Consider the following 12311-nt stretch of genomic DNA (forward strand, 5'->3'; position numbering starts at 1 on the left):
CAATCAAAATGAAGCTGGGCCCATTAATGATTGATGTTGAAGGGCTTGTATTAAGCGATGCGGACATTAAAAGAATTTCGCACCCCTTGGTTGGCGGACTTATTTTATTTTCAAGAAACTATCAAGACACTGCTCAATTAAAGACATTAACAGATGCTATTAGAAAGATAAGGGGCCATGACTTCTTAATCGCTGTCGATCATGAAGGTGGCCGCGTCCAAAGATTTAGAGAAGGCTTTACTGCGATCCCTGCTATGAGAAAGTTAGGCGAAATTTGGGATAATGACCCCAAAAAAGCAAATCACTTAGCTTTTTTAATTGGCCAAATTATCGCGATTGAATTAAGAATATTTGATATCGATTTTAGTTTTACACCGGTTTTAGATATTGATTACAGCGAAAGTACCGTAATTCGAGATAGAGCCTTTCATGGCGATATTGAAGCCATTAAAGCTTTGGCATCTCACCTTTTGGAAGGTTTAAACGAAGGCGGCATGCATGGCGTTGGAAAACACTTTCCAGGGCATGGGTATATAAAGGCCGATTCACATCTAAGTATTTCGGAGGATACGAGAACGCTCGACGAGATTGGGTCTAAAGATATGAGTATTTTTATATCATTAATCAAGCATGGATTAAATGCAGTGATGCCTTCCCACGTTCTATACTCTGCCGCAGATAAAGATCCGGCTGGGTTTTCGCAATTTTGGCTTAAAAATCAATTGAGAGAAAAAGCTCATTTTAAAGGCGCTATTTTTAGCGATGATATGAGTATGAAAGGGGCTGTTCTTGGTGGTGAAATGAAGGATAGAATTATCAAAGCGCTTGAGGCTGGCTGTGACATGGTTTTGTTATGTAATAGCCCGCAATTGGTAGATGAAGTTTTACTTCAATTAGACTGGAAGATGTCATCTGAAAGTATTGAAAGGCTTCTTAAGATGAAAGGCTTTAAAGAGCCTCATATAGCCCTAAAAACATCACAAGAAAAAGGTTTCAAGGGTATGACAACTCAAATTATGACTATGTAAAAAAATTTAAATGAATATTGAAACTATTTGGTAAGTTATATAATCTATTACATGTATTAAAAACTTTATAAAAGGAAAACATATGCAAGAAAATATAAGAATTGAAAGCCAGTCGCAATCAGTATTAGCGACAAACAAAGTCCTTAGAAATACTTATGCTTTACTTGGTTTATCGCTTATTCCAACCGCAATCGGCGCTTACATAGGTATGAGCATGAATTTCTTATTTGCTCAACAGCATCCTATTATATTTGCCATTATGCTTTTAGCAGGTATGTTTGGTTTATTTTTCGCAATTCAAGCAAATCGAAATAACAGCTTAGGCGTTGTTTTCTTACTAGCACTCACTTTATTTTTAGGTGTGATGTTAGGTCCGATTCTTCAAGTAGCTTTTAGTTTAAGTAATGGCGCTCAAATCGTGGGTCTAGCAGCAGGAGGCACAGCTGCAATATTTTTAACGTTAGCTACGATCGCTACTACCACTAAAAAAGATTTTAGCTTTATGGGAAAATTTTTGATGATTGGTATCATTCTTCTCATCTTAGCTTCGCTTGCTAATTTATTCTTCCAAATACCTGCGATGGCTTTAGCATTGTCTGGTGTTGCAGTGTTATTATTCTCAGGATTCATTCTGTACGATGTAAGTCGCATTGTGAATGGTGGAGAAACGAACTACATCATGGCAACGTTAGCGCTTTATATGAATATCTATAACTTATTTGTAAATTTACTCCAGTTATTGATGGCTCTTCTAGGTAACAGAGACTAAATCATTTTTGTTTTTAAAAAAGCCGTAGTTTTCTACGGTTTTTTTCTTTTTGAAAGAAAGAAATCTTTTAGTATTTGGCTGCATTCTTTTTCTAAGACGCCACTCATAGCTTCTGCATGATGGTTAATCTCTTTGATACCTATGAGATCAACCATGCCTCCGCAAGCACCCGTCTTGGGGTCCGTAGCGCCATAGATAATTTTCCCAATACGCGCATGTTGAATAGCGCCTACACACATAGCACAGGGCTCAAGAGTCACATAAATTGAGCAGTCTTTTAATCTATAATTTTTGATGAGTTTAGCCGCTTCTCTTATGGCATTAATCTCAGCATGCGAAGTGGGGTCATGGTCGCCAATTGATGTATTCGTCCCTCTACCAATAACTTCACCATCCTGAACAATGACGGCACCTACCGGCACCTCATCTTTTAATTCAGCTTTTTTAGCTAGCTCTAAAGCTAGCCTCATAAACTTAAGATCTTCATCAGTCATGAAGAAGTTTATTTTCTCTTAAAGTCAGGGATTGTTTTTCTAAAGCGAATCACGAGGATATAAAGAACACCAATTAAAAATGCACCTCCTACCCAAATGCCAACTTCTTCGAGGGTTGGCTTTGCATCCTGAACTGGAAGCACGATGAGCTTTCTGAGAAAAAGCACCATCACAACCTCAATGAAAGTTTCAACTTCCAGTTTACTTCCATTGAGATAGCGCATTACAGCTGAAATAAGAGCCGATATCGACCAAAGCAACATGAGTGTGCCAAGCGCATGAATAAAGCCATGAATGAGATTGTTGGCATGCGCTGCGGCACTGATTTCAACGAAGAAAAGCCAAGTAAACATGATGATAGATGTCGCCAAAGCCAAACCAATCACAATATGAGCAAAGCCGTTTAAATAGAGCATAGCTTTGATAGCAAATCGATTAATGCCTTTGAATTCGGACGGGAGTTCAGTTTGAATCATCATAGAATCCTTATTAATTAAATTTGAAGGAAGTGAAAACTATCTTTATTATAGAGATAACTTTAAATATAAAGATAGTGTCCCAATGAAAAAACCAGCGATTACCGAACAGCCCATTCATGTCATTTTAGCCGACAGATGGAGTTCAAGAGCTTACGATCCAACTCAATTTGTTTCTCAGGAATTACTTTTATCCCTTATGGAAGCAGCGCGATGGAGTCCTTCATGCATGGGAGATCAGCCGTGGCAATTTATTGTATTTAATAAGAAAGATGCAACACCCTGGACGCAGGCACTTAATTGTTTGTCTATTGGTAATCAAAATTGGGCTATGGATGCATCTATTTTAATTTTGGCTTGCGCTCACCAAAACTTCTCGAATAATGAGAAAACTAACCGATGGGGCCAGTACGATACAGGCGCTGCTTCAGAAAATATCTGTCTTCAAGCCACAAGCTTGGGTATGGTGGCTCATCAAATGGGTGGATTTGATGTTGAAAAAACGAGACAATTATTTCAAATTCCAAGCCAGTATGATTTAATGTCCTTTATTGCGATTGGTTACCCACTCGCTATAGAGAAGGTAAATGCTGAAGCATTAGCTAAAGAAAAAGAAGCTAGAAAGCGCAAACCCTTAAGAGAGATTTTTTATACCAATCAATGGGGCGAGCAATCGTTATAGTTTTTCAATCGAATATTACTAGGATACTAGATGGCAACTGTAAAACTTACAAAAAAGAACTTTAAAAAAACAATCGAAGATAATGATTTTGTTATTGTTGATTTTTGGGCGCCATGGTGTGAACCTTGTATTGAATTTACGCCGATATTTGAAGCAGCCTCAGAAAAAAATAAGGATATTTTATTTGGGATGGTCGATATAGAAGCAGATACAGAAATTGGTGAATATTTCCAAGTTGAAAAAATACCAGGCCTTCTTATTATTAGAGAGCAAGCAGGCATTCATACTCAAATCGGTCAAATTGGCGCCTCGGCCCTTGATGAAATTATCAAGTGGGCAAGAGAACACGATATGTCAACTGTCAGAGATTATTATGAAAGAGAAGCTAAAGGCGAAATTAAGGCTGCCCAAGAAAAGTAGTCGGATCAACTGACTGACCTTGTTTTCTAATTTCAAAGTGAAGCTTCACTTTGTCAGCTCCAGAGTCACCCATCGTTGCGATCTTTTGCCCCTTCATAATGATCTGACCTTCTTTGACGAGAAGTTCTTTGTTATGAGCATACACAGACAAATAAGAGTTATTGTGTTTAATGATCACAAGCTTGCCATACCCTTTTAAATCTTCTCCGCTGTAAATAACCTTGCCCGGACCAGCTGCTTTAATTTCTTGACCGAGCGTTCCTACAATATCAATTCCCTTTTGACCTTGCGCCTCATTAAAAAGATTTTCTAACTTACCTTTAGCGGGCCATTGCCAATCTAATTTATCTTCTAAAGCAATAGGTGTAATTTCTTTAGATGTTATTGATGGAACGTTATTTGTAGTTTGCGGTGTTGTCGTCTTAAGGTTATAGGCTTCATCTGTATATTTTTCTCTAAAAGCTTTTGGGTTATCTAAATGACTGATACCACTTGTGACTGGTTTTGTTTGAGGCTGGGGTGAGGTTTCCGTATTGGCAGCTACTTCTTCATTATTTTTTAATGGTGTAGTGACGACATCTTCGTTTTTTTTCATTTCATTTGTAGTGACAACAGGATTGTTTGATTTAACTTGATCGAATTTTATTTTTTCGCCTACTTTAATCGCATAAGGCTCTTTAATATCATTTGCCTGAGCAACTTCTTTGTAATAAAAACCACAATCAAGACTTAAGCTATAAAGGGTATCGCCTGGTTTGACAATATAAACATCTGGGCATGGCTGAGTCGAGTCTCTTTTGGCTCTCGCGACAGATTTATTTTTTTGTATTGTAGTTGATTTATCTGCAGGAATTTTTTTCTCAGTGACTGGCGCTGGCGCATTGGATGCGCAACCAGCTATCAAAGAAAATAGTGCCATATTTATAATAAAAAAATTCAATCTCATTTAAAGTTATTCATCCAAGTTTTTAAATCATTAATTTGATTATGTCTTGTAAGGTCTGCATGAATAGGTGATACAGATACAAAGCCACGGCCAACTGAATAGAAATCAGTACCTTCTCCTCCATCATTTGGTAAGCCGGCAGCACCGACCCAATAAGAAGTATTGCCATCAACATCTTGTGTTTTATTGACAGGCTCAGCTTTATGTCTTTTTCCAAGCCTTGTGATATGTATACCTTGAATTTTTTCTAAGGGCACATCAGGTACATTAATATTTAAGAGCATAGCTTCTTTGGGTTTATTATTTTGGTAATGCAAAATAAGATCATTTGTAATAGATGCGGCCGTTTCAAAATAGGTTGCATCGTTTTGTGACATTGAAATAGCAAAGGAAGGAATGTCCAGTAAGAAGCCTTCCATAGCAGCTGCTACCGTACCAGAGTAAATGGTGTCATCACCCATGTTGGCGCCATTATTAATACCAGAAATCACCATATCTGGCACCTTATCTAACAGCCCTGTTAATGCTAAATGCACGCAGTCTGTTGGCGTGCCATTAATATAGTAATAATCTTTTTCAACTTCCGTAACTGTCAATGGACGATCAAGCGATAAAGAGTTACTCGCGCCACTTCTGTTTCTATCAGGCGCGACAATAGTCACATGTGCTATTTTTTTTAAATAGCTTGCAAGCTTTTTAATACCAGGTGCGTTGTATCCGTCATCGTTAGATAAAAGAATATTCATATTACGGACGACTGACTTTCAGATAAAACGTTACACATAGAAAAAATACAACACTTAAAAAAACTTCAAGGAGTGCTATTTTAGATGATAGACCGAGATCGGAATAGGCTCTTACAACACCTTCAATAAAATAAATGAATATGAGTAAGCCAGACCATTTATAAGTATAAATTTTTCCTTTAAGAATACCCATCATTGAAATGAGAAGAGGGACGACTTTAAGGACCAGCCACGAACTCTGGCTTTTAAAGGGCGCCAAAAATAACTCCCAAGAGCACAAAAGAAAAATAAGACAAATAAGACTAACGGAAGCTCCTAATTGGAGATAATTTTTCATGCTGAAAGTTTAAGCGCGGTTTCAGCTAGTCGCTTACCCATAGCAAGACATATTTTTTTCTCGTCCTCAGATATTGGTGCTTTATTAGATTCACCAGCCACATGAGAAGGTCCATAAGGCGTGCCCCCTGTTTTGGTGCTACTTAATTCTGGAACTGAGTAAGGCACACCCATAATCACCATGCCTAAATGAAGTAGTGGAAGTTGCATGCTAAGAAGTGTTGATTCATTACCGCCATGAAGAGAACCTGAAGAAGTAAATACACAAGCAGGTTTTCCAATAAGGTTTCCACTTAACCATAAAGATATAGTGCTATCGATGAAATATTTAAGAGGCGCTGCCATATTACCAAATCTCGTAGGACTTCCCATGGCTAGACCTATACATTCTTCAAGATCTTTGTGGTCCACATAAGGAGGGCCTTCGCTTGGGATACTGTCTTCCAGAGCCTGAATGGTGGATGTCACTTTAGGCACAGTTCGAATTCTAGCTTTAACACCAGGAATGGATTCAATACCTCTCGCAATAAATGTGGCCATTTCTCCAACCGCACCCCCGTGAGAGTAGTAAAGAACTAAAACTTCTTTCATTAGATTTTTTTTGCCAACTGAGAAGCGTCACCGACATAACTTGCCGGTGTTAATCGAAGCAATCCATCTTTGGCTTCTTGAGGAATTTCAAGTTGCTGAATGAAAGTTTGAATGACTTCTTTAGTTATATGATCTTTTCCACGCGTTAACTCTTTAAGTTTTTCATATGGATTTTCAATGCCATACCTTCTCATGACAGTTTGAATGGGTTCTGCTAAAACTTCCCAAGCGTGATCTAAATCATCAGATAATTTTTTTGCATTAATTTCTAATTTATTAAGACCTTTAAGACAAGAGTCAATAGCAAGGATTGTATAACCAAAACCTAGACCAATATTTCGAATGACAGTAGAGTCAGTTAAGTCTCTTTGCCATCTTGAGATAGGAAGCTTTTCTGAGAAGTGGGCTAACAATGCATTTGCAATACCAAGATTACCTTCTGAATTTTCAAAATCAATAGGATTCACTTTATGAGGCATGGTAGATGAGCCTACTTCATTTTTTTTTAATTTTTGTTTGAAATAACCAAGTGAGATATAACCCCAAATGTCTCGATTGAGATCGATCAGAATCGTATTCATTCTTATCATATTTTGAAAGAGCTCTGCCATGTAATCATGCGGCTCAATCTGTGTTGTATAAGGATTGAAAGTAAGACCAAATGACTCTACAAATGTTTTTGAAAATGCCTGCCAATTGAATGTAGGATAAGTTGTGATATGTGCATTGAAATTACCTACAGCACCATTTATTTTACCTAGAATCTCTTGTGCTTTAAATTGATCTATTTGTCTTTGCAGCCTATAAGCGACATTAGCCATTTCTTTACCCATCGTTGTTGGGCTTGCAGCTTGACCATGGGTTCTGGCCAACATAGCGTGATCACTTAAATCATGTGCTAGATCTTTTAATTTTTTAATGATGTTTTCAACGCTGGGTGTTAAAACAGTTTCCTTGGCATGTTTAATCATGAAGGCATGGGATAGATTATTAATATCTTCAGAGGTGCATGCAAAATGAATAAATTCTGAAATGCTTTTAATTTCTTGATTGTCTTTAAATTTATTTTTTAACCAATATTCAACTGCTTTTACATCGTGATTTGTTGTCTCTTCAATTTTTTTAATTTCAGCGGCATCAACTTCGCCAAAGGATTGAATAGTTTTTTGGAGTGATTCTCTTGCGGATTTGCTTAGAGCTGTAACTTCTTTAATGGCTTTTTCATCAGACAATGAAATGAGCCATTTAATTTCAACTTCAACACGGAATTTAATGAGAGCAAACTCACTAAAGTACTGGCGCAAATTATCGACTTTTTTAGCGTATCTTCCATCTAAGGGAGACAGGGCATTCAGCGTTGATAATTGCATGTAAAAATCCTATGAGACATATACTGTTATTTTAACTCGTTTTTACATCAATTTCATAAGAACCGTGGCCATTAAGACCTAATTGCTGGGTTAAATACGGCATGATTTCTTGTAATTGTTCTTTGAGTTTCCATGGTGGATTAATGATAAAAAGATAGCTACCGAACATCCCAATATCATCACTTGATTTAGCAATCGAAAGGCTTACATAAAGCCATTCTCTAACGTTCAATTTTTGAAGTTGTTTGAGCATTGTTAAGGGTTCAGGTCGATCAATCAAAGGGCACCAAACCATATAGATACCTGTTTCAAAACGTTTTAAACTGTCTTTTAAGGATTCCACCACTTTAAGGTAATCGTTTTTAATTTCGTAAGAGGGATCGGTTAAAACAAGTCCTCTTTTTGGGGGTGGCGGAATAAGGGCTTTTAATCCATTAAAGCCATCCTCACCATAGATTTTGGTATTCGGCTTTTTACCTAAAGTATGAAGAAGCGAAGTTAAGTCGGTAGGGTGTAATTCAAAGAGCCTAATTCTGTCTTCATGAGATAACATCTGACTCGCGATCCAAGGGGAGCCAGGATATTGTTTCAACTGATCGCCACCATTGAGCTTTCGAATAACTTCAGTATATTTTGCTAAAGCTAATGGTTTTTTTTCGTCATGAAAGATTTTTTTAATACCATCTAGATGTTCGGATGTTTTATTAGAAAACTCACTTTCAAGCGAATACTTTCCCGCCCCTGCGTGCGTATCAATAAACCAATAAGGTTTATTTTTTTGTTTAAGGTAATCTAAGATCAGTGTAAGCACAATATGTTTTAACACATCTGCATGATTACCTGCGTGAAAGCCGTGTCGATAACTAAGCATGGATAGAGGACATGATGAACATGGGCTATTATAGAGTTTATAAATAAAATACGTGAATTCTCACGATATAAAATAATGACACAATATAAAGAAGACTGCAGAGAATGTCCTCGACTTGCTACATTTCTAGATCAAGTTAAATTAGAGCAGCCTAATTATTTTTGTAAGCCTGTACCGCCTTTTGGCGATACATCGATTCGTTTATTGATTGTAGGTTTAGCCCCCGGTATGCACGGAGCAAACAGAACAGGTAGGCCCTTTACTGGCGATTTCGCAGGGATTCTTTTATATAAAGCCTTGTTTCACTTCGGATTTTCGAACCAACAAGAGTCAATCGCAGCTGATGATTCATTAAAGCTCATTCATTGTAGGATTACAAATGCTGTTAAATGTTTGCCTCCACAAAATAAACCCGAACCTAAAGAAATAAAACAATGTAATCACTATTTAAAGTCGGAATTAGATTTACTTCAGCCTCGCACATTAGTATTGGCTTTAGGAAGTATTGCGCATCAATCTGTTTTATCGGCCTTTCAATTGAAAAAATCTGATTATGTGTTTTCACATGGCGCTCGTCATGATTTACCTAATCAGTTAGTTTTGTATGATAGTTATCATTGCAGTCGATACAATACGCAAACAAAAAGACTTACCGAAGAAATGTTTTTTAGTGTTTTTCAATCAATCAAAAAAGAAATGGAGAATTAAAAATGCCTTACATTAATATTAAATTAGCAGGAACCTTAAACCGCGATCAAAAAGAAACTATCGCAAAAGAAATCACAGTGCTTATGGAAAAAGTAGCTCATAAACCAGCGTCGTATACCTACATTGTATTTGATGAAGTTAAAGGTGAGGATTGGTCAGTAGGGGGTAGTTTGTTAGGCTAGTTAGATGGACATTAAACCCTTTTTAAAAACACTCCCTAATTTACCTGGTGTATATCGAATGATTAATCAGGCTGGGGAAGTCATTTATGTCGGGAAAGCCAAAGACCTAAAGAAAAGGGTTTCATCTTACTTTGTTAAAACGATTGCAAGTCCTAGAACAAAAATGATGGTGGGTCACATTGACCATATTGAAATCACAGTGACGCACTCGGAAACTGAGGCTTTGATCTTAGAAAATAATATGATTAAGTCTCACATGCCGCGTTATAACGTTATTTTTAGGGATGATAAGTCTTACCCATACATTGTTCTCACTGGCGAAAAATATCCGCGTTTAGCTTTTCATCGAGGCGCTCAGAAAAAAGGAAACCAATATTTTGGACCCTTCCCGAATACAAATGCAGTAAGAGAGAGCATTCAGCTCTTACAAAAAGTTTTTAAATTAAGAACATGCGAAAACTCAGTATTCAAAAATAGATCAAGACCGTGTCTTCAATATCAGATTCATCGCTGCACTGCACCATGTGTCGATCTTATTCGAGAGGATGAGTATAAAAATGATATTAAACATGCATCACTTTTTCTAGAAGGCAAGGACAGTGAAGTTATAAGCCAACTTACAAACCAAATGAATGAAGCAGCTACTTCACACGCATATGAACATGCAGCTTTATATCGCGATCGCATTCAAAGTTTAAGACAAGTTAGAACAAAACAATTTGTCAGTGACTTTAGTGCTAGCGATGCTGACATTATTGCTTGTGTTGAAGAAGAAGGTGAATATTGCCTGAACTTAGTCATGATTCGTGCAGGCAGACATTTAGGTGACAAAAGTTTCTTTCCAAAAAACGCTACGGATGTTGAAACTCAAGATGTGATTGAAACCTTTATTGCTCAATACTATACAAATCAAACTATACCTAAATTAATCGTGACCCAAGAACATGTGAATCAATCGCTTATGTCTGAATTTTTTAAATTAAATTACGACATCGAAGTGAAGGTGATTAATAAAGCAATCGGTGATAAACGTGTATGGCTCACTATGGCGCAAAAGAATGCGCAGATTGCTTTAAAACAAAAACTGATGCAATCAGAAAGCCAGGAAAATAGGGTGGAAGCATTGAAAGCTATTTTCAATCTATCGGACTCATTTTCCAGAATCGAATGTTTTGATATTAGCCATACCATGGGCGAGGGCACGGTAGCTTCTTGTGTAGTGTTTGATAAAGGTAATCTTCAAAATAAAGAATATAGACGTTTTAATATTGAAGATATTACGCCAGGCGATGATTATGCCGCCATGCGAGAAGTATTAATGCGTCGCTACAAAAAAATTGCAACAGGTGAAGGTGTGAAGCCTGATCTTATTTTTATTGATGGGGGCAAGGGCCAGCTCAATATAGCCATTGAGGTGATTCAAGAATTAGGCTTGAGCGATATTATGCTTGTGGGTATTGCTAAAGGTGAGGGGAGAAAGCCAGGATTGGAACAACTTTTTTTAGAAGGTAAAACTGATCCCATCATTGTAAAAAAAGATAATGTTGGATTTCATCTAATCCAGCAAATAAGAGACGAAGCGCATCGTTTTGCTATTTCAGGCCACAGAGCGAAGCGTGCTAAAAAAAGAATTACTTCATCTCTAGAGGATATTGAGGGTATTGGTGCACAAAAGAGAAAAAATCTACTCGTCTATTTTGGCGGTATAGAGCGTATTAAAAATGCTAGTATTGAAGAAATTATCATGGTTGATGGTATTAATAAGAAATTAGCTGAAAAAATTTACGACTACTTTCATTGAAAAATAAATACATATGAAAATTAATGTTCCTAATGCACTTACTTTTTTCAGGGTGTTTTTGATTCCTTGTTTTGTGGGTATTTATTACCTACCTCATACTTTAATTGGTCAGCCTTTAATGAATTGGATAGGTGCTGGCATTTTCTTATTTGCGGCAATCACAGACTGGTTAGATGGATTCTTTGCGCGGTATTTAAATCAAGTCTCTAAATTCGGTGCTTTTTTTGATCCCGTAGCAGACAAATTGATGGTAGTGGCTGCCCTTCTTGTGTTGGTAGAGCTTGATCGGGTCAATGCGATTATCTCTTTAGTGATCATTGGTCGCGAGCTCTCCATTAGTTCTTTACGCGAATGGATGGCAACAATTGGCAAGCCAGGTGGTATGGCGGTAATGTTTGTAGGTAAGCTTAAGACTACGATCCAAATGATTGCTATTTTAATGCTCCTTTACTGGGACAATCTATGGTTTATCAATGTAAAGTGGATAGGTAATATATTGATTAATATAGCCGCACTGCTTACTGTAATTTCGATGGGTTATTACATTCGCATGGCATGGCCTACCTTGAGAAAGAGTATTAAAATAAGGTAAACCTCAGGGTTTGGACGAGACTTTAAATTGACACTAGCTCAAAAAACGCTAAAATACTCGCTTCTTTACGCGGGAATAGCTCAGTTGGTAGAGCGCAACCTTGCCAAGGTTGAGGTCGCGAGTTCGAGACTCGTTTCCCGCTCCAAATCAAAATCGGGGAAGCATCGTCTTCCCCTTTTTAATTTTGGAGATATTGATGTGGCGCGATAGCAAAATGGTTATGCAGCGGCCTGCAAAGCCGTAGACGCCAGTTCGATTCTGGCTCGCGCCTCCACTTATTAGTAGTTAAGCCTATTTGA

General features: G+C 37.4%; 16 protein-coding genes and 2 tRNA genes. 10 read left to right on the forward strand and 8 right to left on the reverse strand.

The window, feature by feature from the left end; translation table 11 throughout:
- The first annotated feature begins 8 nt into the window (after window positions 1-8).
- Window positions 9-1028 carry a beta-N-acetylhexosaminidase gene (gene nagZ, locus BN1208_RS02200; protein WP_046487460.1) on the forward strand — a complete coding sequence of 340 codons (1020 nt, stop codon included), beginning with the start codon at window positions 9-11 and terminating at the stop codon, window positions 1026-1028.
- Window positions 1029-1110: 82 nt separating this feature from the next.
- Entirely contained in the window at window positions 1111-1797 is a 687-nt protein-coding gene (locus BN1208_RS02205) for a Bax inhibitor-1 family protein (RefSeq protein ID WP_046487462.1), read from the forward strand.
- Window positions 1798-1829: 32 nt separating this feature from the next.
- Here BN1208_RS02205 and tadA read toward each other — a convergent pair whose 3' ends face one another.
- Window positions 1830-2291 (reverse strand): tRNA adenosine(34) deaminase TadA, encoded by a 462-nt coding sequence (tadA, locus tag BN1208_RS02210; protein WP_046487465.1) that lies wholly within the window; start codon window positions 2289-2291, stop codon window positions 1830-1832.
- Between the two features lie 8 nt (window positions 2292-2299).
- A complete protein-coding gene (locus BN1208_RS02215; protein ID WP_046487467.1) occupies window positions 2300-2767 on the reverse strand; it encodes a phosphate-starvation-inducible PsiE family protein in 468 nt (155 codons plus the stop codon).
- A gap of 85 nt (window positions 2768-2852) precedes the next feature.
- Here BN1208_RS02215 and BN1208_RS02220 point away from each other — a divergent pair, with 85 nt between their 5' ends.
- Both BN1208_RS02220 and BN1208_RS02225 read left to right on the forward strand, forming a co-directional pair.
- Window positions 2853-3449 carry a nitroreductase family protein gene (locus tag BN1208_RS02220; RefSeq protein ID WP_046487469.1) on the forward strand — a complete coding sequence of 199 codons (597 nt, stop codon included), beginning with the start codon at window positions 2853-2855 and terminating at the stop codon, window positions 3447-3449.
- Window positions 3450-3479: 30 nt separating this feature from the next.
- Complete coding sequence (locus BN1208_RS02225; RefSeq protein WP_046487472.1) at window positions 3480-3869, forward strand: thioredoxin family protein; 390 nt, start codon at window positions 3480-3482, stop codon at window positions 3867-3869.
- Here BN1208_RS02225 and BN1208_RS02230 read toward each other — a convergent pair.
- Genes BN1208_RS02230 through BN1208_RS02255 form a run of 6 tightly spaced genes read right to left on the reverse strand, consistent with a single transcriptional unit; the run spans window position 3847 to window position 8729 of the window.
- Window positions 3847-4788, reverse strand: a complete 942-nt coding sequence (locus tag BN1208_RS02230; protein WP_162197756.1) for a peptidoglycan DD-metalloendopeptidase family protein — start codon at window positions 4786-4788, stop codon at window positions 3847-3849. The two genes, BN1208_RS02225 and BN1208_RS02230, sit on opposite strands and share 23 nt — an antisense overlap.
- A 23-nt stretch (window positions 4789-4811) precedes the next feature.
- A complete protein-coding gene (gene surE, locus BN1208_RS02235; protein WP_046487477.1) occupies window positions 4812-5561 on the reverse strand; it encodes a 5'/3'-nucleotidase SurE in 750 nt (249 codons plus the stop codon).
- A gap of 1 nt (window position 5562) precedes the next feature.
- Complete coding sequence (locus tag BN1208_RS02240; RefSeq protein ID WP_046487480.1) at window positions 5563-5898, reverse strand: DUF2069 domain-containing protein; 336 nt, start codon at window positions 5896-5898, stop codon at window positions 5563-5565.
- A complete protein-coding gene (gene wrbA / locus BN1208_RS02245) occupies window positions 5895-6488 on the reverse strand; it encodes an NAD(P)H:quinone oxidoreductase (RefSeq protein WP_046487484.1) in 594 nt (197 codons plus the stop codon). Before wrbA ends, BN1208_RS02240 begins: the two co-directional genes overlap by 4 nt.
- Window positions 6488-7858 (reverse strand): adenylosuccinate lyase, encoded by a 1371-nt coding sequence (gene purB / locus BN1208_RS02250; protein WP_046487487.1) that lies wholly within the window; start codon window positions 7856-7858, stop codon window positions 6488-6490. Before purB ends, wrbA begins: the two co-directional genes overlap by 1 nt.
- Before the next feature lie 31 nt (window positions 7859-7889).
- Window positions 7890-8729, reverse strand: coding sequence for a 23S rRNA (adenine(2030)-N(6))-methyltransferase RlmJ (locus BN1208_RS02255; protein WP_046487489.1), 840 nt, complete (start codon window positions 8727-8729; stop codon window positions 7890-7892).
- Window positions 8730-8804: 75 nt separating this feature from the next.
- Here BN1208_RS02255 and BN1208_RS02260 point away from each other — a divergent pair, with 75 nt between their 5' ends.
- The 6 genes from BN1208_RS02260 (at window position 8805) to BN1208_RS02285 (ending at window position 12286) form a co-directional block, all read left to right on the forward strand.
- Complete coding sequence (locus tag BN1208_RS02260; protein ID WP_046487492.1) at window positions 8805-9437, forward strand: uracil-DNA glycosylase; 633 nt, start codon at window positions 8805-8807, stop codon at window positions 9435-9437.
- A gap of 2 nt (window positions 9438-9439) precedes the next feature.
- A complete protein-coding gene (locus BN1208_RS02265) occupies window positions 9440-9619 on the forward strand; it encodes a tautomerase family protein (protein ID WP_046487493.1) in 180 nt (59 codons plus the stop codon).
- A 4-nt stretch (window positions 9620-9623) separates the two neighbouring features.
- On the forward strand, window positions 9624-11420 hold the full coding sequence (uvrC, locus tag BN1208_RS02270) for an excinuclease ABC subunit UvrC (protein WP_046487495.1): 1797 nt from the start codon (window positions 9624-9626) through the stop codon (window positions 11418-11420).
- A gap of 13 nt (window positions 11421-11433) precedes the next feature.
- Window positions 11434-12012: a CDP-diacylglycerol--glycerol-3-phosphate 3-phosphatidyltransferase gene (gene pgsA / locus BN1208_RS02275; RefSeq protein WP_046487497.1), complete on the forward strand. Its 579-nt coding sequence runs from the start codon at window positions 11434-11436 to the stop codon at window positions 12010-12012.
- A gap of 69 nt (window positions 12013-12081) precedes the next feature.
- A tRNA-Gly gene (locus tag BN1208_RS02280) sits at window positions 12082-12157 on the forward strand.
- Between the two features lie 55 nt (window positions 12158-12212).
- Window positions 12213-12286: transfer RNA gene (locus tag BN1208_RS02285), tRNA-Cys, on the forward strand.
- Window positions 12287-12311 lie beyond the last annotated feature (25 nt).

The sequence above is a fragment of the Candidatus Methylopumilus planktonicus genome (genome assembly GCF_000981505.1).
Classification (GTDB): domain Bacteria; phylum Pseudomonadota; class Gammaproteobacteria; order Burkholderiales; family Methylophilaceae; genus Methylopumilus; species Methylopumilus planktonicus.